Source organism: Arthrobacter sp. Z1-9 (assembly GCF_054792695.1).
In genome coordinates this window covers 3,370,219-3,392,503 of sequence record NZ_CP096456.1, presented here as the reverse complement: position 1 = coordinate 3,392,503, position 22,285 = coordinate 3,370,219, and the positions used below count along the sequence as shown (strand labels likewise).

Sequence of the window (22,285 nt, the reverse complement as noted above, 5' to 3'; positions counted from 1 at the left end):
TGTTCTTCAGGCCAGGATTCCTATTTCAGTCCGTCGGCATCGTGTTCGTCGGTTTCGCGCTTGTCCGTGCCGCTGCCCTGGCCGTCGTCCTTGGCCTTGGTATCCAGTTCATCCTTGAGCTTCTTGAGTCGCTCTGCTTCTGCCTGCTTGCGGCGGCGGGCTTCAAGGTTGCGGAGAAAGTCCGGATCGTCGTCAGGCGCGGTGGGATGGCGCTGGCTCTGCTGCTGGGGTGAACTGCCGCGGGGTCTGCCGATCAGGAGCCAGAGTATGGCGCCGATCACTGGAAGGACGATCATGACCACGATCCAGGCCGGCTTGGAAATCCCTCGGGTGAGGCGTCCATCGGTGCGGATCACATCCACGAGGCCATACACAAAGATGACGAGGACTGCGACGGCCAAAGCCACACGGAGGAGCATGCCATTAAGTCTATCGTCACGAGGCGCAGGGGCCTCGGGCGGGAGGCGGCTAAACTTGAATAGTGGCCTTTTTGAAATATTCCCTGATCCGACTGGCTCTCTTCGCGCCCCTGTTTGTGGTTTTTATGTTCCTGCAGCTGGGCGTGCTGATGTCCGTGATCTGTGCAGCACTGATCGCGTTCGCCGTGAGCTACCTGTTTTTCCAGAAGCAGCGGGACGAGGCCGCCGCGGCCATCCACCAGCGTTTCTCGGGCAAGGCCAAGCCGATCCGTTCAGCCAATGAAGTCCAGGACGCCCATGCGGAGGATTCCCTCCTGGACGCCAACCCGGATGTCGCCATCAGCAATGACGCCAAGGACCCCAAGCGCCCCTAGCGCAACGGGCCCTGCAACCCGCTTCTAGAAGCCGTGGCTCAGCACCAGACCCACTGAGAACAGCAGGCTGTAGCCGAGGTTGATCAGGCCGGTCTGCTTCAGGACCGGGATGAGGCTCTTGCGCTTGCGGCCGTTGATCATCAGCCACGCGGGCATAAGGCAGGCAGGAATCAGCAGCAGGACGATCAGCATCCACGGCCGTCCGGGGGCAAGGATCACCACCAGCATGATGGCGACGGCGAGCATGAGTACGTAGCTCTCCCGGGCGTGCTTGTCGCCGAGCCGCACCGCGAGGGTCTTCTTGCCGGCCTGCATGTCGGTGGGGATGTCCCGGACGTTGTTGGCCATCAGCAGTGCGGTGGCGATCAGGCCGGTGCCGATGGCGCCGATAATGGCCGGCAGGTTGATTTGACCGGCCTGCGTGTAGGTGGTGCCCAACGTAGCAACCAGCCCGAAGAACACAAACACAAAAACATCGCCGAGGCCCATGTAGCCGTACGGGTTCTTGCCGCCCGTGTAGCCCCAGGCCGCCATCACGCAGCCAAGCCCCACCAGGATCAACCACCAGCTCTGCGTGATTACCACCAGGATCAGCCCGAAAACCATGGCGGCGGCAAAGGCACCAAAGGCGGCACGCTTCACGTGCTCCGGGCTGGCAGCGCCCGAGCCCACCAGGCGGAGCGGACCCACACGGTCGTCGTCCGTGCCGCGGATACCGTCCGAATAGTCGTTCGCGAAGTTCACGCCCACCTGGAGCAGGAGGGCCACCAGCGCCGCGAGGATGGCGTTGAAGAGCAGGAACGAATCCATCTCATAGGCGGCGGCGGAGCCGATCAGTACCGGCGCGATCGCGGCCGGCAGTGTTCGGAGTCGGGCGCCTTGGATCCATTGTGCGGCTGTGGCCACGGTCAGTACCTCGCGTTGTTTTCGGGAAGGCGGCAGGATGGGGGCCCGCCGGTGGTGCAGGTCTACTTTACTTTCCCTGGTGCAGGGCGTTGAGTTCGGCGGCCATGGCCAGGCGGTCGGGCTTGCCGTTGGGCAGCATCAGCAGGGAGGATGACGCCAGGACAGTTTTCGGCGCAAGGATGCCCAGCGTCCGGTGCCACTCCTCTTCAAGCACGACGGCGTGGTTACCGCGTGCCGCCGAACCCGCAGGCTCGGCGGTCCCTCCCGGCGGGTGGGCCAACGCCACGTAAGCGGCTACAGCCTGGCCCCATTCAGCGGACGGGACGCCGGCCACAAAAGCCGCGGCGACGGCGTCGGACTTTTCCAGTTCCTCCTGCACATGCGCGGCGGAGACCTTGACCCCGCCGGTGATGATGACGTCGTCGGCGCGGCCCAGGACGGTGAGCCGGCCGTCGTCGTCAATGCTGCCGAGGTCGCTGGTGCGGTACCAGCGCACGCCGTCCTCCTCGAAAAATGTGCTGCCGGCTTCATCCGGTGCTTCCAGGTAGCCGGCGGCGATGGTATCGCCGCCCAGCAGGATGCGGCCGTCCTCCTCCACGCGCACCGACACCCCTTCGAGCGGAAAGCCGTCGTAGACGCAGCCGCCGCAGGACTCTGCGGAACCGTAGGTAGTGATGACCCTGACGCCGGCATCCCTGGCGGCCGCCAGCAGTGGGGCCGGGGCGGGCGCGCCGCCCAGCAGGACGGCGTTGAAGCGGCGGAGGACCGCGAGGGTCGCGGGGGACGGCGCCTCAAGCAGCCGCTGCAGCTGGGTGGGGACCAGCGAGGTGAACCGGATTTTATCGGTCAGTTCCTGCGCGGCGGCCGTGAAGGCTTCGGGCGTGAATCCGCCGGACATGTCCATCACCCAGGGGCGGGTGCCCGCGAACAGCGAACGCACCAGGACCTGGATTCCTGCCACGTACTGGACGGGCAGCGCCAGGAGCCACTGGCCCTCGCCCTTGAGGGCCAGGGCGGTTGCCATCGAGGAAGCGGCCAGGGATTCCACCGTCAGCACCGTGGCCTTGGGGGCGCCGGTGGAACCGGAGGTGCGCACCACGGCAACCGCGTCATCGCAGCCGGGCGTTTCAAGATGGCCCACCACCAGGGCACCGTTTTCACCCACGGAAAGTTCGACGGCGGGGCCCTCGCCGTGGAGGGCGGCGGCCAGCGCCTTCAGGGCCGGGTCGATGTCCAGGACGCCGCTTCCGGGCGTGCCTGCTCCGAGGGATCCGGTGTTCAGGGCTTCATTACCTTGGGGTTCGGTGTTCATCGCGCGTCCTGCCTTAGAAGTAGTGCGGGAAGCTGGACCAGTCCGGGTCGCGCTTTTCCAGGAACGCTTCCTTGCCCTCCACCGCTTCGTCCGTCATGTAGGCCAGCCGGGTGGCTTCACCCGCAAACACCTGCTGGCCTGCCAGGCCGTCGTCGGCAAGGTTGAAGGCGAACTTGAGCATCCGGATTGCCTGGGGCGACTGCCGGGCGATATCGGCGGCGTATTCCAGGGCGACCTCTTCGAGGCGTTGATGGTCCACCGCCTCGTTGACCGCGCCCATCCGAACCATGTCCTCCGCGGAATATTCGCGGGCCAGGAAGAAGATCTCCCGGGCGGCCTTCTGCCCGATCTGCCGCGCCAGCAGGGCCGAGCCGTAGCCGGCGTCGAAGCTGCCCACCGTCGCGTCCGTTTGCTTGAACTTGCCGTACTCGCGGGAGGCGATGGTGAGGTCGGAAACGACGTGCAGGGAGTGCCCACCTCCGGCAGCCCAGCCATTCACGACGGCGATGACCACCTTGGGCATGGTGCGCATCAGCCGCTGGACTTCCAGGATGTGGAGCCGGCCGGCCCGTGCGGGATCGATGCTTTCCTGCGTTTCGCCGTCTGCATACCGGTAGCCGTCCCGGCCCCTAATGCGCTGGTCCCCGCCCGAGCAGAAGGAATGCCCGCCGTCCTTGGGGGAGGGTCCGTTTCCGGTAAGCAGCACGGTGGCAACATCGGGGGACATGCGCGCGTGGTCCATCGCCCGGTACAGCTCATCAACGGTGCCGGGCCGGAACGCATTGCGGACCTCGGGGCGGTTGAAGGCGATCCGCACCGTGGGAAGATCGCGCACCCATTCGCCGTCGGAATCCCGCTCCACCTGCCGGTGGTAGGTCATGTCCTGGAAGTCGTCGAAGCCGGACACAACACGCCAGCGGGTGGGATCGAAGACATCGGACACCGAGGCGGGGATTTGGTTGCTCACCGTCCAAGTCTAGTAATCGGGGTCAGCTGATGCAGAACTCGTTGCCCTCGGGGTCCGCCATGGTGTGCCACGAGTGCGGCCCCTGGCTGGCGCTCCACAGGAAGGTGGCGCCCCGGGCCTCGAGTTCCCGCCGCACCTCGTCCTTGTCCCTGCCTGCCAGGTCAAGGTCCCAATGCACGCGGTTTTTTACGGTCTTGCCTTCAGGAGCGGTCTGGAACAGGAGCCGCCTGGCCGGCGCTTTTGCTTCCAGTTCCTCGGGCGGGCGGATGGCGCAGCCTTCGCGCCACACCAGCTTGCCGTTGTGCACGGTTGTCTGGTCCTCGGTGGCGAACCCTTGCTCGATCATCGAGCGGATGAAGCCCTCGTCCTGGGGTTCCACTGCCCATGCGAGCGACTCGGCCCACCAGTCGGCCAGGGAGTGCGGGTCCTTGCAGTCGACGACAATCTGGATGTTCAGTCCCATCCCACCACGGTACGGCGGCAGGTGCTCCTGCGGTAGGGCGCGGAGGGTCACTTGTGGCCGCTAAAACCCCAATTTTTGGGCGTTGTCAGACCCCGCGTTGGTTTGGCTAGGCCGAAACCTGCTGGAGCTGTTCGAAGAGTTCCGGCGGAATGGCGTAGATAAACACCACCGCCAGCAGGTTCTTCGCGGCGTGGACAAAGTAGGAAAACATCAGGTTCCTGCCGGTCCAGACGTACACGAACACCAGCGTTGCCCCCATGGCCAGATAGGGAAGCAGGACGGTGAGGGTGAGGGCTTCGCGGCCCACCACGTGCAAGGCGGCGAACAGGACCACGGACAAGACACAGCACACCCAGATGTTCACCCGCCGGCTCAGCTTGCCGATCAGCAGGTGGCGGAAGATGAACTCCTCCACGAATGGGCCCACCACCACCAGCAGCGGGACCATCAGCCACGCCGGAACCTGCTGCATCAAGGCCTGTAGTCCTGCCTGGTTCTCGGACGTTTCCACGCTTCCGCTGGCCGCCACCACGACGGCGGAGAGGATCATCATCGCTATCACGGTGGCCGGGACCATCAGCAACGTGAACCACGGGCGGGTGGCCAGGACCCGCAGGTCGCGGCCCACCACGCGCCGGGCGGCGACCACAGCGAGTATGCCCACCACGGCATAGAAGAGCAGGTTCATCGCGTAGGAGGCGGCGGCGGGGGTGGGGGCAACCAGGCGCAGGACGGGTGCGAGCAGTGGTCCGGCCAGGGCGAAGAAGCCTGCGAGGCCCACGTACAGGATGACAGCGACGAAATCCAAGGGCGAAAACCGGTAAAGCTGTGGCTGCGGTGCGGGTGGTATTCGGTGTGCGGTGGCCATGGTTTCAGCCTAGCTTCCTCTAACCGCCCCACTGGCGTTGCCGGGGGAATCGGGCTTCCCCTAGAATGTTCGGTATGCCTAAATTTCTGTTTCGGTGCGCCAAAGTAGCCGCCCGAAAGAGCCCCGCGCAGCGGGTCACGTCGCTCGCCGCCGCGGCAGCCGCCGTCGTCCTTTCCCTGCTGCTGACCGCCTGCGGAGGGGGTGCTGCTGGAAACGGCAGCGACAGCAAGCCCGTGGTGCTGACCACCTTCACGGTACTGGCGGACATCGCGCGGAACGTGGCAGGGGACAAGCTCACGGTTGAATCAATTACCAAGGCCGGCGCCGAAATCCATGGCTACGAACCCACCCCCGGAGACATCCGGAAAGCATCGAAAGCCGCCCTGATCCTGGACAACGGCCTGAACCTGGAAGCCTGGTTCGGGCAGTTCGTCGAAGGGCTGGACGTGCCGCACGCAGTGGTCAGCGACGGCGTGCAGGTGATGTCGATCAGCGAAGACTCCTACCAAGGGAAACCGAACCCGCACGCGTGGATGTCGCCCGTGAACGTCCAAATCTACGTGGACAACATGGTGAAGGCCTTCAGCGAGCTGGACCCGGACAACACCGCGGCCTTCAAGGCCAACGGGGACGCCTACAAGTCCGAGCTCCAGGCGGTGCAGGACCAGATGAAGTCCCGCCTCGCCGGCGTCCCGGAAACGCAGCGTGCCCTGGTTACCTGCGAAGGTGCCTTCTCTTACCTGGCCCGTGACGCCGGCCTGACCGAGGTATATATCTGGGCCGTCAACGCCGAACAGCAGGCAACGCCGCAACAGATCACCCGGGCCATCGAGTACGTCAAGGCCAACAAGGTCCCGGCCGTCTTCTGCGAATCGACCGTTTCCGACGCCCCCATGCAGCAGGTGGTGGGGGCTTCCGGAGCCACATTCGGCGGCACCCTCTACGTCGACTCACTCTCCGAAGCGGACGGACCGGTCCCCACCTACCTGGACCTCATCCGGCACGACGCCGAAGTCATCACCAAGGCGCTCGCCGGGGCAACCACCGGAGCAGGGTCATGACCTCGCCGGCAATCCTCGTGGAAAACGTCACCGTCCATTACGGCGAGGTCCGGGCGCTCGATGCAGCTACCCTGACCCTTGAACCCGCGCGGATCTGCGGCTTGGTGGGGATGAACGGCTCCGGCAAATCCACGCTGTTCAAGGTGATCATGGGAATGATCAGGCCCGACGCCGGCACCGTACGGATCAACGGTCAGTCACCTTCGAGGGCGCGGAAGGAGGGCGGCATCGGCTACGTGCCGCAGAGCGAGGATGTTGACTGGCAGTTTCCGCTGTCCGTGCGGGATGTGGTGATGATGGGCCGCTACGGCCATCAAGGCTTCACCCGCCGCGCCTCCAAAGCGGACCGCGCCGCCGTCGATGAAGCACTGGACCGGGTGGAACTGGGTCCGTACGCCGGGCGCCAGATCGGCCAGCTCTCCGGCGGCCAGAAAAAGCGCGCCTTCGTGGCCCGCGGCATCGCGCAGGGCGCCACCACCATGCTCCTGGACGAACCCTTCGCCGGCGTGGACAAACGGTCGGAGGCAACCGTCACCCGGCTCCTGCGGGAGCTCGCCTCGGACGGCTGTACCATCCTGGTGTCCACGCATGATCTGCATGCCCTGCCGCAGCTGTGCGACGAGGCCGTCCTGCTGATGCACAAAGTACTGATGCACGGCCCACCGGACGTGGTGCTGCAGCCCGAGAACCTGGCGATGGCGTTTGGGCTGGACGTGCTGGAGCGGGACCTGCCTGGCGGCAAGGGTCCGGGCAACACTGTTCCCGGCACCCTGGACGGCAAGCGGGTGAACCGCTGATGGAGTTACTCCTCGAACCGCTGGGCTATGACTTTATGGTCCGGGCCCTGGTCACCACCGCCCTGGCCGCGGTTGTCTGTGCAGTGCTGAGCTGCTGGCTGGTGCTGATCGGCTGGTCGCTGATGGGCGACGCCGTCTCGCACGCCGTGCTGCCCGGTGTAGTGCTGGCGTACATCGTGGGCGCCCCTTTTGCGCTGGGCGCGCTGGTGTTCGCCCTGATAGCAGTGACACTGATCGGGGTGGTCCGCAACACGAGCCGCGTGAAGGAGGACGCCGCGATCGGCATCGTATTTTCCTCGCTGTTCGCCCTGGGCCTGGTGCTGATCTCGGTGACGCCCAGCCAGACAGACTTGAACCACATCATCTTCGGCAACCTGCTCGGCGTTAGCGTTCCGGACCTGGTCCAGGTCCTCGTGCTCGGTGTGGTGGCGTTTGTCATCCTCATCCTCAAACGGCGGGACCTCACCCTCTACGCCTTCGATCCCACCCATGCCCACGCCATCGGGCTCTCACCCCAACGCCTTGGGGCGCTGCTCCTGGGCCTGCTGGCCCTGACGTCCGTGGTGGCGCTGCAGACGGTGGGCGTGGTCCTGGTGGTGGCCATGCTGATTATCCCGGGAGCCACTGCATACCTGCTGACGGACCGCTTCTCGCGCATGCTGGTTATCGCCCCCTTAATTTCCGCTGTGTGTTCCCTTGCCGGCATTTACCTCAGCTACTACCTGGACACCGCCTCGGGGGCCATGGTGGTCCTGACTCAAGGAGTGGTGTTCGCCGTCGTCTACCTGTTCAGCCCCCGGCAGGGGCTGATCGGCACCCGGCTGGCGAAGGCCCGGCGCAGGAAAGCCGCCGCCCTCGCCGCTGCTTGACGCCGCGGTCGGGGGCAGGCAGGCTGGAGCGATGAAGTCCTGATCCGGCAGCCCGGCCACGCCGGACTGTTCCCCAAAACCCAAGGCCGCCGTCGAGCACCGGATGAACCCGGTTCAGCTCCGGCGCCCACACTCCGGAACTTTTGCGAGGACTTCCCTTGACTGAACACATCAACCTTTCGAACGTCTCCCACGGCTACGGCGACCGGCTGCTGCTCGACGGCGTCAACCTGGTGATCAATGCCGGCGAGCATGCAGCGGTGGTCGGCGAGAACGGGGCCGGCAAATCCACGCTGCTGCGGATCCTGGCCGGCCTCGAACCGCCCCAGGAAGGGACCGCCACCCTCCACGGCCGGGTGGGCTACCTGGCCCAGACCCATGGCCTGCCCGAGTCCTTGACGGTGGGCGGGGCCATCGACGCGTCCCTCGCATCGCTCCGGGCCCTCGAAGCGGAGCTGGACCGGCTCGAGGCCGGGCTGGCCGACGCCGAGGAGGGCGACCTGGAAGCCTACGGCAGGCTGCAGACGGAGTACCAGCTGCGTGCAGGCTACGCCGCCGAGTCCCGGGTGGAGGCCGCACTGGACCGGTTGGGCCTGGGCGGCCTGAACCGGAACCGCGCCCTGGGATCGCTCTCCGGCGGGGAACAGGAACGCGTGGCACTGGCCTGCGTCCTGGCCGACCCGGCGGACATCCTGCTCCTGGATGAACCAACAAACCATTTGGACGCCCGCGGCACAGCATGGCTCGAGGACCGGCTCGCGGCCCATCGGGGCACGGTGGTGGTGGTTTCCCACGACCGGATGCTGCTGCGCAAAGTGGCTGCCAACGTCATCGAAGTGGATGCTGAACGCCGTGCGGTCACTCGTTACGGCAACGGCTACGACGGCTACCTCCGCGAGAAGGCCGCCGAACGCCAGCGCTGGGTCCAGCAGTACCACGGTTGGCTGCAGGCCATGGAGGCCGAAAAGCGGCAGGCAGAGACGGTCGCCGGCACCATGGGGTACGGCCGCAAGCGGGACGGCGACAAGATGGGCTTCGATTTCAAGGCCGGCACGTGGCAGAAAGCCGCCAGCAGCCAGGTCCGGAACGCGCAGGAACGGTTGCGGCGCCTGGAAGCCAGCCCGGTGGAACGGCCGCCGGTGCCCCTGCGGCTGTCCGCCCCGGAGTCTTTGCAGGCTTCGGCAGACGCGGCCGGCGAAGATGCAGCCGCCCTGCTGGCTGTTCACGGGGTCAGCGTCCCGGGCCGGCTCCGGGCCACGAACTTCCAGGCCGGTGTTGGCCAGAAGGTCCTGATCACCGGGCCGAACGGCGCCGGCAAGTCCACGCTGCTGTCCGTGCTGGCCGGAACTCTGGCGCCCGGCGAGGGAAGAGTGACGCGGCCGGAACGGGTGGGCTACCTGCAGCAGGAACTGGAGTTGCCGCAATGGCCTTCGCTCCGGCTGCTGCCGGCGTTCGCGGCAGGGCTGGGCGGGAACATCGATGAGCATGCCGAAGCCCTTCTCCGGTTGGGCCTGTTCCGCACCAGCGAGTTCCATGTTCCCGTCGCAAGCCTGTCCGCCGGCCAGCAGCGGCGGCTCGCGCTTGCCCGCCTGCTGCTGGGCGGCTACAGCACCCTGATCGTGGACGAGCCCACCAACCACCTGGCGCCCGTACTGGTGGAACAGCTTGAGGCCGCGCTCGCAGCCTTCACCGGAACCGTGGTGATGGTCAGCCACGACCGTGCCCTCCGCGAGTGGTTTGCCCGGTGCCAGCGTGCCGCGAACGGCGGCAACGGCGGGAACCCAAGGAAAAGCATCGGCGGCAACGGCGGGGCCGCCGTCAACGGGCGCTGGATCCGCTACTCCATGGACAAGGGCGTACTTGCGCCGGCCTAGTTCACGGCCTGAAGCGCCGGGAAGAAGCCACACACCTCAGGACGTGCCTGGGGATGGTGAGATTTGCTTCAAGAGATGGTTACCGGGAAACGGGCGGCCGGAAACATAGGCGGCGGATGATGGGCGCGTACCAGTCGTTCCGCCGGCCGAAAGGATCTGCCCGTGATCACCAAGAACCTTTTCCTGCAGGGCATCTACCCCTTCAAGGGCGCAGGACTGGAAAAACCGGTTCCGATCCACAGCGAACTCTCCCACTATGTCCCGGACGGGGTGATTAACCAGACCCTGTACTTCCGCGGCGGCAACTCCAGCGCCGAACTCGTCGCGGTGGTCCTGATGCGTAACGGCGTACCCATGCGCTACTTTCCCATCGGAGCGAAGAGCGATGTGCATGTGCCGCTGCGCGTCGTTGAGGACATCGAGGGCGGCTCGGTGATCGAGCTCCATGTGGCCGCCCCCGAGGGCATCGAAGGGTCTGTAATTGTTGACTTGGGCATGGTGGAGCACTGATGACCAGCGTGGCGGAACGCGCCCAAGGCAGGCATACAACCGCGCCGCCGCGCCGCCGCCTGGTGGTGATCGGCAACGGGATGGCCGGCGCCAGGGCGGTGGAGGAGATCCTTGCGCGGGGAGGCGCCGGCCAGTTCACCATCACGATGTTTGGCGACGAGCCGTACGGGAACTACAACCGCATCATGCTAAGCCACGTCCTTTCGGGCGAGGAAGATGAAACCGACATCTTCCTGAACTCCCTGTCCTGGTACCGGGAGAACAACATCACCCTCCATGCCGGGGTCCGCGCGGAGCGGATCGACAAATTCACCCGGCACGTCTTCTCCAGCGACGGCAGGGTCACTCCCTACGACGTCCTTATCATCGCCACCGGAAGCCGCTCCCACATGCCGCCCATGGAAGGCGTGCACACTCCGGGCGGCTCGATCAAGCAGGGCATCTTCGGCTTCAGGACCATCGATGACACGCAGCGGATGGTTGCCCATGCCCGGCAGGAGCATCACCGCCGCGCCGTGGTGATCGGCGGCGGACTGTTGGGCCTCGAGGCCGCCTACGGCCTGCGGACCCACGGCATCGAGGTGGAGGTGGTCCACTCGGGCGGGCACCTGATGAACGCGCAGATGGGGCCCGACGGCGGGGCGGTGCTCCGCCGCAGCGTCGAGGCCCTGGGAATCAAGGTGCACACCGGAAGCCGGACCACTGCCGTGCTCGGCACCGACAGGATCACCGGAATCAGGCTGCGCGATCAGCCGGACATTGCGTGCGACATGGTGGTGGTGGCCGCCGGAATCCGTCCCAACGTGGACCTGGCCGTCCTGAGCGGGCTGCCGGTGGAACGGGCCATCGTGGTGGATGACACGCTGCGGGTGCAGGACGAGGAGGACATCTATGCCGTGGGGGAGTGCGTCCAGCACCGCGGTGAGGTTTACGGCCTGGTGGCTCCCTTGTGGGAGCAGGCCGTGGTCCTGGCGAACCATGTGACCGGGACCGATACCAGCGCAGCGTACCTGGGCTCGCGGACGGCCACCAAACTCAAAGTGGCGGGCGTCGAAGTGGCGTCCATGGGCCTGCACGGGCCGGAACTGGACACGGACGAGCACATCGTCTTTTCAGAGCCCAGCCGCGGGGTCTTCAAGTCCATCGTGGTGCGGGACAACAAGATGGTGGGGGCAACCCTCCTGGGCGACAGCCGCAAAGTTGCCTACCTGACGCAGGCCTTTGACCGCGGCCTGCCCCTGCCGGAGGAGCGGCTGAGCCTGATGTTCGACCTCGGCACGCCCGGGGAAGACGTGGGCGTGGCGGAACTTGATGACGACGCCCAGGTCTGCAACTGCAACGGTGTCAGCAAGAGGGACCTGACCACGGCCGTCAGGGGCGGCTGCACGTCCGTAGCAGGCGCCATGGACGCCACGAGGGCGGGGAAAGGCTGCGGCTCGTGCAAACTCCTGGTGCGGCAGGTGGTGGAGTGGGCCGCCGATGGCGCCGTGGAGGAAGACCCGGCAGCCGGCTACTACGTCCCCGGGATTCCCCTGGACAAGCCAGCCCTGATGGCCGAGATCCGGAAACGCGGGCTGCGTTCGGTCTCCGCGGTGTTCCAGGCCTTGGCTCCGGACGGCCGTGAGGACGCGAAGTCCAAGATGGGCCTGGCCTCCCTGCTGAAGATGATGCTCGCGGACCAGTACATCGACGAGCGGGATTCCCGCTTTATCAATGACCGCGTCCACGCCAACATCCAGCGCGACGGCACGTTTTCCGTGGTGCCCCAGATGAAAGGCGGCGTGACATCGGTCCAGCAGCTCCGCCGGATCGCGGATGTAGCCGAGAAACACAACGTTCCGCTGATCAAGCTCACCGGCGGGCAGCGCATCGACCTGCTGGGCGTTCCCAAGGAGGACCTTCCGCAGGTCTGGGCCGACCTTGATATGCCCTCCGGCTATGCCTACGGCAAGAGTTTCCGGACTGTGAAGACCTGCGTGGGTAAGGATTTCTGCCGCTACGGAACAGGAGACTCAACCAAGCTTGGCATCGAGATTGAGTCACGTTTCCAGGGCATCGAGTCACCGGCCAAGCTGAAACTCGCCGTGTCCGGCTGCCCCCGGAACTGCGCCGAATCGCTGGTGAAGGACGTAGGGGTAGTGGCGGTGGAAGGCGGCCGCTGGGAGATCTACGTCGGGGGAGCAGCCGGTGCCCATATCCGCAAGGGCGACCTGCTGGCCACGGTGGACGATCCCGAAGAGGTGAAGGTCCTCACCGGCCGGTTCATGCAGTACTACCGCGAACAGGCCAACTGGCTGGAACGGACCTATGCCTTTGTTCCCCGGGTGGGCATCGAGCACGTGCGCGCGGTGATTGTTGATGACTCCCAAGGGATCGCGGCCCGGCTGGACGCCGCCATGCAGGCATCCGTTGACAGTTATGTGGATCCCTGGAGCGAGCGCGACGATCCTCTGACTCCCGGCCAGTTCCGGACGTCGCTTCCCCTGACGGTCCTTCCCCAGGTGCCGGTCCAATGAGCAGCACGAAGGTGAGCGGGAACGCGGTTTTTCACGTCCTGGGCCCCGTGGACCAGGTCCCGCTGGGTGAAGGCAGGGCATTCGCGGTGGACGGCGCACAGGTGGCTGTCTTCCGGCTCCGGGACGGTTCACTGCGGGCGCTGTCCGCAGTCTGCCCCCACCGCGGCGGGCCCATTGCGGACGGCACCATCGACCAGCAGGTGGTGATTTGCCCCTTGCACCAGCATGCCTTTGATCTTGCGAGTGGCTGCTCAACCACCGGAGCGGAACCGCTGCGCAGCTACAACGTGACGCTGGACGGGGACCGGAACCTGGTGCTTGAGACGGACGTGTAGTCCGCGTCACGTAGCACCCCCGCGCGTCTTGTAAGATAGACGAGCCGCGCGAAGCTTCGGCGCCACGAGAGATTCCGATCACATTCGGTTGCCCAACAGGGCATTACACCGAATTTGTGAGCGGAATCATCATTGCTCCGGATGCGGCCAACCCCCAACCCACAAGGAATCGTTGTGCCTCAAAGTACCCCCACAGATCTCCAGAACAACACGGCACCATCCATCGCCGTCGACCCCACCCTCAGCGCCGAGGGATACAGCAAGACCCTGGGCAGGCGCCACGTCACCATGATCGCCATGGGCGGCGCCATCGGCGTCGGCCTGTTCATGGGTGCCGGCGGCCGGCTGGCCTCCACCGGCCCGGCCCTGATTTTCTCCTACGCCATCGCCGGCGTCATCGCCTACCTGCTCATGCGGGCGCTGGGCGAGCTCATCATGTACCGCCAGACGTCCGGCTCGTTCGTGAGCTACGCCGGCGAGATGTTCGGCAAGAAGGGCGCGTTCCTTTCCGGCTGGATGTACTTCATCAACTGGGGCATGACCGGCATCGCCGAACTGATCGCCATCGGCCTGTACTTCCAGTTCTTCTTCCCCAACGTTCCCGTGGAAGCCTCGGCCATCGCCGCGCTGGCTCTCCTGGTGGCGGTCAACCTGCTGAGCGTCAAGGCGTTCGGTGAGTTCGAGTTCTGGGCCTCCTGCCTCAAGGTCGGCGCCATCCTGATCTTCCTCGCGGTGGGCACCTTCATGGTGGTCACCAACGCGCAGGTAGGAGACGGCAACGCCTCGGTTGCCAACCTCTTCGCTGCCGAAGGCGGCATGTTCCCCAAGGGCGCACTGGTGATGGTCCTGGTCCTTAACGCCGTGATCTTTGCGTACAACGGCATCGAACTCGTGGGCATCACCGCCGGCGAGATGCAGAACCCGGAACGCGAAGTGCCCAAGGCGATCCGCGCCGTCGTCCTCCGCATTGTGGTGTTCTACGTCGGCTCCGTGACCCTGCTGGCCATGCTGCTGCCGTCCGACCAGTACGTGGCGGGCACGTCCCCGTTCGTTACCGTGTTCGGCCAGATGGGCCTCGCCTGGGTGGGCGACGTAATGAACATGATCGTGATCACCGCTGCACTGTCCTCCTGCAATTCGGGCCTGTACTCGATCGGCCGCGTGTTCCGCACCATGGCCAACAACGGCCACGCCCCGCAGTGGCTCACCCGGATGTCCAAGCGGCACGTCCCGTACGCGGCCATCCTCGCCATCGCAGCCTTCTACCTGGTGGGTATCATGCTGAACATCTGGCTGGGCGGCTCCCACGCGTTCGACCTGGCACTGAACACCGCGTCCATCGGTGTCATCTTCACCTGGGGTGCCATCTTCGCCAGCCAGATCGCGCTGCGCCACAAGAAGGGCGTTACGTCCACCCTGCCGATGCCCGGCTCGCCGTGGACCAGCTGGGCCGGCCTGATCGGACTGCTGGCCATCGCCGTGCTGATCGGTTTCGACACCATGACCAGCAAGACGGGCGAGGTGTTCTACCTCGGCCTCTGGACGCTGGCCACCATCCCGTTCTTCGCGGTGGTCCTGTGGCTCGGCTGGCAGAAGGTCAAGAACAACGAACCGAAGAACGCGCTGTACAGCTAACGGTTCACCGAGCAGTACGTGCGACGGCGGGACGCCCCTGGGGAGGGCGGGCCCGCCGTCGGCGTTTCCCGGGGTGCTCCTGCTGCCGGCTCGCCTGACTCGCCGGAACCCTGCCCGGTCACCCGAACCCTGCCCGCTCGCCGGAACGCTTCACGTTCGCCGAAACCCTGCCCGGTCGCCGGAACGCTTCAGCGTGCGGGCACTGTTCCCGCGAGTTGGACAGCGCCGGGACTGGGGGCCGCCGGGGCTGGAGGCTGGGTGAACTCAGCGCACCAGGGCTGCGAGGATCCGGTTCTTGAACTCGTGCTCCCGGAACAGGTCCTTCCATTCCAGTCGGACAAAGTACCAGCCGTCTTCAGTGAGGGCCTTCTCCCGGCGCCGCTCCTGGAACAGGACTTCGGCGGTGGGTTGGTAATCGAAGTATTTGACCTTGCCGTCGAATTCGAGGGCCACCTTCTTCTCCTTCCAGGCGAAGTCAAGACGATGCCGGCCCACGCGGCTCTGCACCTCAACCTGAGCTTCAGGCATGGGCAACTTCAGTCGTGAGAGGAGCTCCCGGGTCAGTGTTTCGCCGGCCGACTCGGCGCGGATATCCGCGTTGGCCAACACTAGGCGAAGGTTCCTCACTCCGCTGCGGCCCGGAAGGTTCCCGGCCATGGCGTTCATCAGATCGAGGTTGGCGCCAAGCCGGAGCGCATGGTCCACGAGTATCAGCGCCTGGCGGTATTCGAGCATCATCGCGCAGTCCACCAGTGTCCGCTCAAGGGACGTCAACCTAAACCGCCCGAGGGTTGTCACTTCAGTGTCGGCATACGGCCGGGTATGGCCGCGGACATCCTTCCCGAGGCGCTCTCGCGAGGGCCGTACCCGAAGCAGGATATGGACCAGGTCATCCGTGTTCCACAGGAACAGGCCGTGGAGGCGTGCAGCTGACGTGTGGCTGTAGACGAAGTTTCCCGTTGAGGTGGTCAGTGTCCCATGGGCGTGTGCATGAATCAGTTGCAGGCTGCGGACTGTGGGAGACTGCTTCTCCCATAGGGCGGCCCGGATGTAGCAGCCGTACCGCAGGCGGACCAGGCCGCCGCAACTGACTAGACGCCGGATGGCCCTCGAGTTGAGCCCGCTCGTATGCAGCTGGTCAGTGCGCCATAGGTTTCCTGTGGTGGGCAGCTGCGGCAAAGATGCGGGGTGCTGTGTCATGCACCCACGCTCCGGCGCGGGAAACGCCCAGGCCAGGGGCCGTCGTCGTTATGTGGAAAGTCCCCGGACGCTGGAACCGTGCGGGGTCGCTGGAACGGCTCAGCGAGCCGGCACGGTTCCAGCGATTACGACGGCGGCACGCCGGGAAGGTGGTGCGGAGCGGCCGGCGGGGGGCACACTTGGGCTTGTGGGCGAACCCTGGGTGCTGCATGTGGACCTTGACCAGTTCATTGCGGCCGTTGAAGTGCTCCGCCGGCCCGAGCTTGCGGGCAAGGCGGTGATCGTTGGTGGCCGCGGTGATCCCACCGAGCGGGCTGTTGTGTCCACGGCGTCCTATGAAGCCCGGGCGTACGGCGTCGGCTCGGGAATGCCGCTGCGCATCGCCGCCCGGAAGGTGCCGGACGCTGTCATCCTGCCCGTTGACCAGGAGGCGTACCTTGCTGCGTCCGAGCAGGTCATGGCAGTGCTGCGCTCGCAGCCGAACGCCACTGTCCAGGTTCTCGGCTGGGATGAAGCGTTTGTTGGTGTGCAGACAGATGATCCTGATGCCTACGCCCGGCAACTGCAGCGCGCCGTCCTTGAGGAGACCCGCCTGCACTGCAGCGTGGGCATCGGCGATACCCTGGTCCGCGCCAAGGTAGCGACGACGTTCGGCAAGCCGGCCGGCGTCTTCCGGCTCACCGAAGACAATTGGCTCGAGGTCATGGGAAGCCGGCCGACGATCGAGCTGTGGGGCGTGGGAACGAAGGTGTCGCGCCGGCTTGCCACGCTCGGCGTCAAGACGGTTGCCGGCCTGGCAGCGGCCAACCCTGAGGACCTGGTCCCCGAGTTCGGTCCGAAGATGGGTCCCTGGTATGCGCAGCTCGGACGGGGTGACGGTGCGCGCATTGTCGACGACACGCCCTGGGTGGCGCGCGGGCACAGCCGGGAAACCACCTTCCAGCGCGATCTCACCGATACCGGGCAGGTTGACGACGCCGTCCGGGAACTGGCGGCACGCGTGCTGGAGGACGTCGCGGCCGAGGGGCGGCCGGTCATCGGGCTGACGCTCAAGGTCCGCTACGCCCCGTTTCTCACCAAGACGTACGCCCGGAAGATCCCGGAGACGTCGGACCCGGCGGTAGTGCTCGCGCGCACGCTCGACCTCGTGTCGAAGATCGAGCCTGGCCGCCCCATCCGGCTCCTTGGGCTGCGCGCCGAAATGACGATGCCCGAAGACTCCCGGCAGGGGCATACGCCCACCCGGAGCGGATGGTAACGCGCACTCGCACCGCCCGGGGCAAACATAACGGCGGCGGATCCCTTGGGATCCGCCGCCGTTTCGCGCTGTTACAGCCCGCCTGGTTCAGCCGGACTGCCGCAGGAAGAGGCTAGTCGCGCTTGAACTCGTCCTTGACGCTTTCGCCGACCTTCTTGGCGTCGGCCTTGACCTGGTCGGTCTGGCCTTCGGCCTTGAGGCGGTCGTTGTTGGTGGCATTGCCTGTGGCTTCCTTGGCCTTGCCGCCGAGGTCTTCTGCTGCGTTACTGATCTTGTCTCCGAGGCCCATGGTGGTGGCCTCCTTTCGTTTCCGTTGATCAAACAGTGCATTTTCACACTAACACGAAGCATGCTTACTAATTCAAGCCGGGTGTTTCCTGCCGGGAGGGGCGCCTGTTGATTGTCCGGACCCGCGGCTAGGCTCGGATCATGGAGCACACCCTGAGCCTTACGCAGCACATCCAGGCGCCACCGGAAAAAGTCTGGTCCGTCATTACGGACATTCCCGGCTCGGCCGCAACGCTGTCCGGAGTCGATTCCGTGCAGCTCCTTACCGACGGCCCGTACGGGGAAGGGACGCGCTGGAAGGAGACCCGGAAGATGCTGGGCAAATCCGAAACGGTGGAGATGTGGGTGGAGGACGCCGATCAGCACCGCAGCACCACCGTCAAGGCCGTCCAGGGCGGCGCGGATTACACCACGCGGTTCAGCCTGGCTCCGCGTGACGGCGGCACCGAGCTTACCCTCGCCTTCGGCGCCGAGGTCATCAAGCCGACGCTGGTGAGCCGGCTCATGATGCTGCTGTTCGGCAGGATGGGTATGGCCGCCACCCGCAAGGCGCTGACGAAGGACCTGGCGGAGATCGCGGCCAAAGCAGAATCGCTTCCGTAGTGGCCGCGCGTCCTTCCAGGCCCGGCGCCCTGAATGTTGCTGCGCCCAGGCTTACCCCCGTCAGGCTGGAAAACCTGACGGACCAGCCGGCGTCGGACTTCCGCCGCGGTGAAAGGTACGACGGCGGCCGGTACAGCCGCGCCGCGGCTGACGGTCTCGAACTGAGCGGCACGGACTTCGCGGAGTGCGAATTCCAGGGGGTGTCCTTCAATGACACGCAGCTCCGCGGGTCCTCGTTCCGGGACTGCATCCTGGGTGAGCTGTACGCGCCGGTGTTCAAGGCAGCCCGGACCACGTGGCGGGACGTTGAGTTGCGGAACCCCCGGCTGGGTTCGGCTGAACTGTATGAGAGCGGCTGGCAGTCCGTCCGCATCGACGGCGGAAAGCTGGACTTTCTCAACCTCCGCGGCGCCAAAATCACGGACGTACTCATCAGCGACTGCATCATCAATGAACTGGACCTGGGCTCAGCCTCAGCTACCCGCGTGGTGCTCAAGAACTGCACCATCGGCTCCCTCGACCTCAGTGGGGCGAAGCTCAAGGACTTCGATCTGCGGGGCACCGGGTTCCGCAGCATCAGCGGCCTCGGCAGTTTGGCGGGCGTAGTAATCGACGAGCACCAGTTGGGCCTCCTGGCACCCCTCCTGGCCGCACATCTGGGCGTTACGGTCCTCTAGGCCTTCGGGGAAAGGCGCCGGTACCCATAAAAGACCCTCCCGTGTACTATTTACAGAACGAACGGTCGGTAAGTGGGGCACTCCAGTCTGCCTGCCGCCGATGACAGTGCTGTTTATCGCGTGAAGGGTGTTTCCATGGCTGCAACCGCAGGTCCGCAGGCTTTCCTTGTTGGCGGGGTCCGAACGCCGGTGGGCAAATACGGCGGGGCACTTTCCTCCATCCGCCCCGATGACCTGGCAGCACTGGTAGTCCGGGAGGCCGTGAACCGGGCCGGGCTTGATCCGGACAGCATCGATGAGGTGATCCTGGGCAACGCCAACGGCGCCGGGGAGGAAAACCGGAACGTCGCGCGGATGGCCACCCTGCTTGCCGGGCTGCCCCTCCACATCCCCGGCATCACCGTCAACCGGCTCTGCTCCTCCGGCCTCTCCGCCATCATCCAGGCCAGCCACATGATCAAGGCCGGCGCCGCGGACATCGTCATCGCCGGCGGCGTGGAATCCATGAGCCGTGCGCCCTGGGTCCAGGAGAAGCCCACTGCTGCCTTTGCCAAGCCCGGCCAGATCTTCGACACCTCCATCGGCTGGCGCTTCACCAACCCCCGGTTCCACAAAGGCGAGCTCTCCCGCGACGGCAAGATGACGTACTCAATGCCCGAGACGGCCGAAGAAGTGGCCCGTGTGGACGGCATCTCCCGTGAGGACGCAGACGCCTTCGCTGTCCGTTCCCATCAGCGCTCCCTTGACGCCACGGCTGCCGGCCGGTTCAAGGACGAAATCGTCCCCGTCACCGTCAAGACGAGGAAGTCCGAGCATGTTGTGGACACGGACGAGGGTCCCCGGGCTGACACCACCATGGACGTCCTGGCTGGGCTGAAGCCGGTGGCCAACGGCGGCACCATTGTCACGGCCGGCAACTCCTCGTCCCTCAACGACGGTGCGTCAGCCATCATTGTGGCGTCGGAAGCGGCCATCGAACGGCTGGGCCTGACGCCTCGCGCACGCATCATCGACGGTGCCTCGGCGGGTTGCGAGCCCGAGATCATGGGGATCGGCCCGGTGCCCGCCACCCAAAAAGTCCTCAAGCGGAGCGGGCTCAGCGTCGGTGACCTTGGCGCCGTTGAACTTAATGAAGCGTTTGCCACGCAGTCCCTCGCCTGCATCCGGCGGCTGGGCCTTGAACCGGACATCGTGAACAACGACGGCGGCGCCATCGCTTTGGGGCACCCGCTGGGTTCCAGCGGGGCCAGGATCGCCATCACCCTCTTGGGGCGGATGGAGCGTGAGGACGCCCGGATCGGGCTGGCGACCATGTGCATCGGCGTGGGCCAGGGCACCGCCATGCTGCTGGAGAAGGTCTAATGCCGGGCGCTGTGGACCTGGCGTCGGAAAAATTCCATGCGCTGCTGGTGGAAGAGCGCGGCGACCGCGTGGTGGTGCTCCTCAACCGCCCCGAGGTCCGGAACGCCATCGACCAGCAGATGGTGGATGAACTGCACATCGTCTGCGCCGCGCTTGAGCAGAACCCGAAGATACTGATCATCGCGGGCGTGGACGGTGTGTTTGCGTCGGGGGCCGACATCGCGCAGCTGCGGGAGCGCCGCCGGGACGATGCCCTGAAGGGAATCAACTCAACCATTTTCGTCCGGATCGCCAAGCTGCCCATGCCCGTTATTGCCGCCCTGGACGGATATTGCCTGGGCGGCGGGGCGGAACTCGCCTACGCGGCTGACTTCCGGATCGGCACGCCCAACGTGCGCATCGGCAACCCGGAAACCGGGCTGGGCATCCTCGCTGCGGCCGGGGCCAGCTGGCGGTTGAAGGAGCTGGTGGGGGAGCCGGTGGCGAAGCAGATTCTGTTGGCCGGCCGGGTCCTCGGGGCCGAAGAAGCCCTGGCGGTGAACCTCATCAGCGAGATCCACGAACCAGCAGAACTTTTGGACGCGGCACAGAACCTGGCGGACAGGATCGGCCGGCAGGATCCGCTGGCCGTGCGCATCACCAAGTCGGTGTTCCATGCGCCTGGGGAAGCCCACCCCCTGATCGACCAACTGGCCCAGGGCATCCTCTTTGAATCCGAGGATAAGTTCGACCGGATGCAGAGGTTCCTGGACAAAAAAGCCAGCAAGACCCCCAACGGCGGCGGCGTGAAGGCCGGCACCGGGACCGGAGAGAAGAAGTAGTGAGCACACCACAACCTGCCGCCGGCCTCCCTTCCCGCGTCGGCGTCCTCGGCGGCGGTCGCATGGGTGCCGGCATTGCGCACGCCTTCCTGGTCAAGGGGGCGGACGTGCTGGTGATCGAGCGCGACGAGCCGTCCGCCGAGGCAGCCCGGGAACGGGTTGAATCCGCCGCAGCCAAAAGCATCGAGCGCGGCGCCGTGGACGCCAACCTCGACGAGCTCCTTTCCCGCCTCACGGTGGACGTGGACTACGACGAATTCAAGGACCGGCAACTGGTGGTGGAAGCTGTGCCGGAGGACTGGGACCTGAAAGTCACGGCGCTGCGGGGCATCGAGGAGCGGCTCGCAGACGATGCCTATCTCGCCTCAAACACTTCATCTCTGTCCGTGAACGGCCTGGCCGGAGAACTCAATCGGCCGGAGAACTTCCTGGGCCTGCACTTCTTCAACCCGGTCCCGGCGTCCACCCTGATCGAGGTGGTGCTCGGCAAACGTACGTCTCCCGGGCTTGCCGCCGCGGCGAGAGGGTGGGTTGAGGCACTTGGCAAGACCGCCGTCGTCGTCAATGACGCCCCAGGTTTTGCGTCCTCCCGGCTGGGCGTTGCCATCGCCCTGGAGGCGATGCGCATGGTGGAGGAGGGGGTGGCGTCCGCCGAGGACATCGACGCCGCCATGGTCCTTGGCTACAAGCACCCCACCGGGCCGCTTCGAACCACGGATATCGTCGGGCTGGACGTCCGGCTCGGCATCGCGGAGTACCTGCACTCCACCCTGGGTGAGCGATTCGCACCGCCGCAGATCCTCAAGGACAAGGTGGCGCGCGGCGAACTGGGCCGCAAGACCGGCAAGGGCTTTTTTGACTGGACCAGCTAATACCGCCGGCTAGTCGAAAAAGCCCACAATGTAGCCGACGAAGTACAGGAGCGACAGCAGGACCACTACCGCAATGGCTGCAATCACCAAGAACTGCGTGCTCTTCTTGGTGCCGTGTTCGTCATGGCCCTGGGTGGTGGTGGTGGAGGCTTCGCCCGGCGGCGTTTCTCCTGGCGGCACTCCGCCTCCCGGCTCCAGGCCAGTGAGCTTGTCGTCTTCCGGGTCTGGATTGTGTCCTGACACGTTATCTCCCTCGTTTGCGGTCCTGGTGCTTTATCCAGCGTAACCGGCCCTCTTG

24 protein-coding genes are annotated in these 22,285 nt (G+C 65.7%); 15 read left to right on the top strand and 9 right to left on the bottom strand.

The annotated features are described in order from the left end of the window. Positions 1-20: 20 nt before the first annotated feature. The gene (locus M1D93_RS15765) at positions 21-419 is read right to left on the bottom strand and encodes a PLD nuclease N-terminal domain-containing protein (protein ID WP_461172412.1); all 399 of its coding nucleotides are present in this window, start codon (positions 417-419) and stop codon (positions 21-23) included. Between the two features lie 62 nt (positions 420-481). Here M1D93_RS15765 and M1D93_RS15760 point away from each other — a divergent pair, with 62 nt between their 5' ends. Beyond that, complete coding sequence (locus tag M1D93_RS15760) at positions 482-793, top strand: DUF4229 domain-containing protein (RefSeq protein ID WP_461172411.1); 312 nt, start codon at positions 482-484, stop codon at positions 791-793. A 24-nt stretch (positions 794-817) separates the two neighbouring features. Here M1D93_RS15760 and M1D93_RS15755 read toward each other — a convergent pair whose 3' ends face one another. The 5 genes from M1D93_RS15755 to M1D93_RS15735 all read right to left on the bottom strand — a co-directional run bounded on the left by M1D93_RS15755 (position 818) and on the right by M1D93_RS15735 (position 5,309). Next, entirely contained in the window at positions 818-1,699 is an 882-nt protein-coding gene (locus M1D93_RS15755; RefSeq protein ID WP_461172410.1) for a 1,4-dihydroxy-2-naphthoate polyprenyltransferase, read from the bottom strand. 67 nt (positions 1,700-1,766) lie between these two features. After that, on the bottom strand, positions 1,767-2,936 hold the full coding sequence (locus M1D93_RS15750) for an AMP-binding protein (protein ID WP_461175039.1): 1,170 nt from the start codon (positions 2,934-2,936) through the stop codon (positions 1,767-1,769). Positions 2,937-3,024: 88 nt separating this feature from the next. Then, positions 3,025-3,978 (bottom strand): 1,4-dihydroxy-2-naphthoyl-CoA synthase, encoded by a 954-nt coding sequence (locus M1D93_RS15745; RefSeq protein WP_461172409.1) that lies wholly within the window; start codon positions 3,976-3,978, stop codon positions 3,025-3,027. 22 nt (positions 3,979-4,000) lie between these two features. After that, positions 4,001-4,441: a VOC family protein gene (locus M1D93_RS15740; RefSeq protein ID WP_461172408.1), complete on the bottom strand. Its 441-nt coding sequence runs from the start codon at positions 4,439-4,441 to the stop codon at positions 4,001-4,003. Between the two features lie 106 nt (positions 4,442-4,547). Continuing rightward, the gene (locus M1D93_RS15735) at positions 4,548-5,309 is read right to left on the bottom strand and encodes a lysostaphin resistance A-like protein (protein WP_461172407.1); all 762 of its coding nucleotides are present in this window, start codon (positions 5,307-5,309) and stop codon (positions 4,548-4,550) included. Positions 5,310-5,383: 74 nt separating this feature from the next. Here M1D93_RS15735 and M1D93_RS15730 point away from each other — a divergent pair, with 74 nt between their 5' ends. The 8 genes from M1D93_RS15730 to M1D93_RS15695 all read left to right on the top strand — a co-directional run bounded on the left by M1D93_RS15730 (position 5,384) and on the right by M1D93_RS15695 (position 14,906). Next, complete coding sequence (locus M1D93_RS15730; RefSeq protein ID WP_461172406.1) at positions 5,384-6,370, top strand: metal ABC transporter substrate-binding protein; 987 nt, start codon at positions 5,384-5,386, stop codon at positions 6,368-6,370. Next, positions 6,367-7,167: a metal ABC transporter ATP-binding protein gene (locus M1D93_RS15725; RefSeq protein ID WP_461172405.1), complete on the top strand. Its 801-nt coding sequence runs from the start codon at positions 6,367-6,369 to the stop codon at positions 7,165-7,167. The genes M1D93_RS15730 and M1D93_RS15725 overlap by 4 nt, the downstream gene beginning before the upstream one ends. Next, complete coding sequence (locus tag M1D93_RS15720) at positions 7,167-8,036, top strand: metal ABC transporter permease (RefSeq protein WP_461172404.1); 870 nt, start codon at positions 7,167-7,169, stop codon at positions 8,034-8,036. Before M1D93_RS15725 ends, M1D93_RS15720 begins: the two co-directional genes overlap by 1 nt. A 158-nt stretch (positions 8,037-8,194) precedes the next feature. Continuing rightward, positions 8,195-9,910 (top strand): ribosomal protection-like ABC-F family protein, encoded by a 1,716-nt coding sequence (gene abc-f / locus M1D93_RS15715; RefSeq protein WP_461172403.1) that lies wholly within the window; start codon positions 8,195-8,197, stop codon positions 9,908-9,910. A gap of 162 nt (positions 9,911-10,072) precedes the next feature. Continuing rightward, positions 10,073-10,420: a molybdopterin oxidoreductase gene (locus M1D93_RS15710; protein ID WP_461172402.1), complete on the top strand. Its 348-nt coding sequence runs from the start codon at positions 10,073-10,075 to the stop codon at positions 10,418-10,420. Beyond that, a complete protein-coding gene (nirB, locus tag M1D93_RS15705; RefSeq protein WP_461172401.1) occupies positions 10,420-12,936 on the top strand; it encodes a nitrite reductase large subunit NirB in 2,517 nt (838 codons plus the stop codon). Before M1D93_RS15710 ends, nirB begins: the two co-directional genes overlap by 1 nt. Next, positions 12,933-13,271 carry a Rieske (2Fe-2S) protein gene (locus tag M1D93_RS15700; protein WP_461172400.1) on the top strand — a complete coding sequence of 113 codons (339 nt, stop codon included), beginning with the start codon at positions 12,933-12,935 and terminating at the stop codon, positions 13,269-13,271. The genes nirB and M1D93_RS15700 overlap by 4 nt, the downstream gene beginning before the upstream one ends. 174 nt (positions 13,272-13,445) lie before the next feature. Then, the gene (locus tag M1D93_RS15695) at positions 13,446-14,906 is read left to right on the top strand and encodes an amino acid permease (RefSeq protein WP_461172399.1); all 1,461 of its coding nucleotides are present in this window, start codon (positions 13,446-13,448) and stop codon (positions 14,904-14,906) included. A gap of 264 nt (positions 14,907-15,170) precedes the next feature. Here the strand turns inward: M1D93_RS15695 and M1D93_RS15690 are convergent, their stop codons facing one another. Continuing rightward, positions 15,171-16,106, bottom strand: a complete 936-nt coding sequence (locus M1D93_RS15690) for a type IV toxin-antitoxin system AbiEi family antitoxin domain-containing protein (protein ID WP_461172398.1) — start codon at positions 16,104-16,106, stop codon at positions 15,171-15,173. Positions 16,107-16,293: 187 nt separating this feature from the next. Between M1D93_RS15690 and M1D93_RS15685 the strand changes: the two genes are divergently transcribed. Beyond that, positions 16,294-17,364: a DNA polymerase IV gene (locus M1D93_RS15685; RefSeq protein ID WP_461172397.1), complete on the top strand. Its 1,071-nt coding sequence runs from the start codon at positions 16,294-16,296 to the stop codon at positions 17,362-17,364. Positions 17,365-17,476: 112 nt separating this feature from the next. Here the strand turns inward: M1D93_RS15685 and M1D93_RS15680 are convergent, their stop codons facing one another. Continuing rightward, positions 17,477-17,653, bottom strand: coding sequence for a CsbD family protein (locus tag M1D93_RS15680; RefSeq protein ID WP_461172396.1), 177 nt, complete (start codon positions 17,651-17,653; stop codon positions 17,477-17,479). A 140-nt stretch (positions 17,654-17,793) separates the two neighbouring features. On the opposite strand from M1D93_RS15680, the gene M1D93_RS15675 reads away from it, so the two are divergent. From M1D93_RS15675 to M1D93_RS15655, 5 genes are all read left to right on the top strand, one after another. Beyond that, positions 17,794-18,255 carry an SRPBCC family protein gene (locus tag M1D93_RS15675; RefSeq protein WP_461172395.1) on the top strand — a complete coding sequence of 154 codons (462 nt, stop codon included), beginning with the start codon at positions 17,794-17,796 and terminating at the stop codon, positions 18,253-18,255. Next, positions 18,255-18,932 (top strand): pentapeptide repeat-containing protein, encoded by a 678-nt coding sequence (locus M1D93_RS15670; RefSeq protein WP_461172394.1) that lies wholly within the window; start codon positions 18,255-18,257, stop codon positions 18,930-18,932. The genes M1D93_RS15675 and M1D93_RS15670 overlap by 1 nt, the downstream gene beginning before the upstream one ends. Positions 18,933-19,067: 135 nt before the next feature. Beyond that, positions 19,068-20,294: a thiolase family protein gene (locus M1D93_RS15665; protein ID WP_461172393.1), complete on the top strand. Its 1,227-nt coding sequence runs from the start codon at positions 19,068-19,070 to the stop codon at positions 20,292-20,294. Next, positions 20,294-21,115, top strand: a complete 822-nt coding sequence (locus M1D93_RS15660) for an enoyl-CoA hydratase/isomerase family protein (protein ID WP_461172392.1) — start codon at positions 20,294-20,296, stop codon at positions 21,113-21,115. The genes M1D93_RS15665 and M1D93_RS15660 overlap by 1 nt, the downstream gene beginning before the upstream one ends. 62 nt (positions 21,116-21,177) lie before the next feature. Further along, positions 21,178-21,987 (top strand): 3-hydroxyacyl-CoA dehydrogenase family protein, encoded by an 810-nt coding sequence (locus M1D93_RS15655; RefSeq protein ID WP_461175038.1) that lies wholly within the window; start codon positions 21,178-21,180, stop codon positions 21,985-21,987. 9 nt (positions 21,988-21,996) lie between these two features. Here M1D93_RS15655 and M1D93_RS15650 read toward each other — a convergent pair whose 3' ends face one another. Continuing rightward, entirely contained in the window at positions 21,997-22,230 is a 234-nt protein-coding gene (locus M1D93_RS15650; protein ID WP_461172391.1) for a DUF6480 family protein, read from the bottom strand. Positions 22,231-22,285: the final 55 nt, after the last annotated feature.

Bases quoted from the DNA above. Each gene is read 5' to 3' on its own strand.
- M1D93_RS15720 (WP_461172404.1), top strand. From the start codon at position 7,167: ATGGAGTTACTCCTCGAACCGCTGGGCTATGACTTTATGGTCCGGGCC.
- M1D93_RS15730 (WP_461172406.1), top strand. From the start codon at position 5,384: ATGCCTAAATTTCTGTTTCGGTGCGCCAAAGTAGCCGCCCGAAAGAGC.
- M1D93_RS15735 (WP_461172407.1), bottom strand. From the start codon at position 5,309: ATGGCCACCGCACACCGAATACCACCCGCACCGCAGCCACAGCTTTAC.
- M1D93_RS15765 (WP_461172412.1), bottom strand. From the start codon at position 419: ATGCTCCTCCGTGTGGCTTTGGCCGTCGCAGTCCTCGTCATCTTTGTG.
- M1D93_RS15655 (WP_461175038.1), top strand. From the start codon at position 21,178: ATGGGTGCCGGCATTGCGCACGCCTTCCTGGTCAAGGGGGCGGACGTG.
- M1D93_RS15660 (WP_461172392.1), top strand. From the start codon at position 20,294: ATGCCGGGCGCTGTGGACCTGGCGTCGGAAAAATTCCATGCGCTGCTG.
- M1D93_RS15700 (WP_461172400.1), top strand. From the start codon at position 12,933: ATGAGCAGCACGAAGGTGAGCGGGAACGCGGTTTTTCACGTCCTGGGC.
- nirB (WP_461172401.1), top strand. From the start codon at position 10,420: ATGACCAGCGTGGCGGAACGCGCCCAAGGCAGGCATACAACCGCGCCG.
- M1D93_RS15665 (WP_461172393.1), top strand. From the start codon at position 19,068: ATGGCTGCAACCGCAGGTCCGCAGGCTTTCCTTGTTGGCGGGGTCCGA.
- M1D93_RS15725 (WP_461172405.1), top strand. From the start codon at position 6,367: ATGACCTCGCCGGCAATCCTCGTGGAAAACGTCACCGTCCATTACGGC.
- M1D93_RS15680 (WP_461172396.1), bottom strand. From the start codon at position 17,653: ATGGGCCTCGGAGACAAGATCAGTAACGCAGCAGAAGACCTCGGCGGC.
- M1D93_RS15690 (WP_461172398.1), bottom strand. From the start codon at position 16,106: ATGACACAGCACCCCGCATCTTTGCCGCAGCTGCCCACCACAGGAAAC.
- M1D93_RS15675 (WP_461172395.1), top strand. From the start codon at position 17,794: ATGGAGCACACCCTGAGCCTTACGCAGCACATCCAGGCGCCACCGGAA.
- M1D93_RS15740 (WP_461172408.1), bottom strand. From the start codon at position 4,441: ATGGGACTGAACATCCAGATTGTCGTCGACTGCAAGGACCCGCACTCC.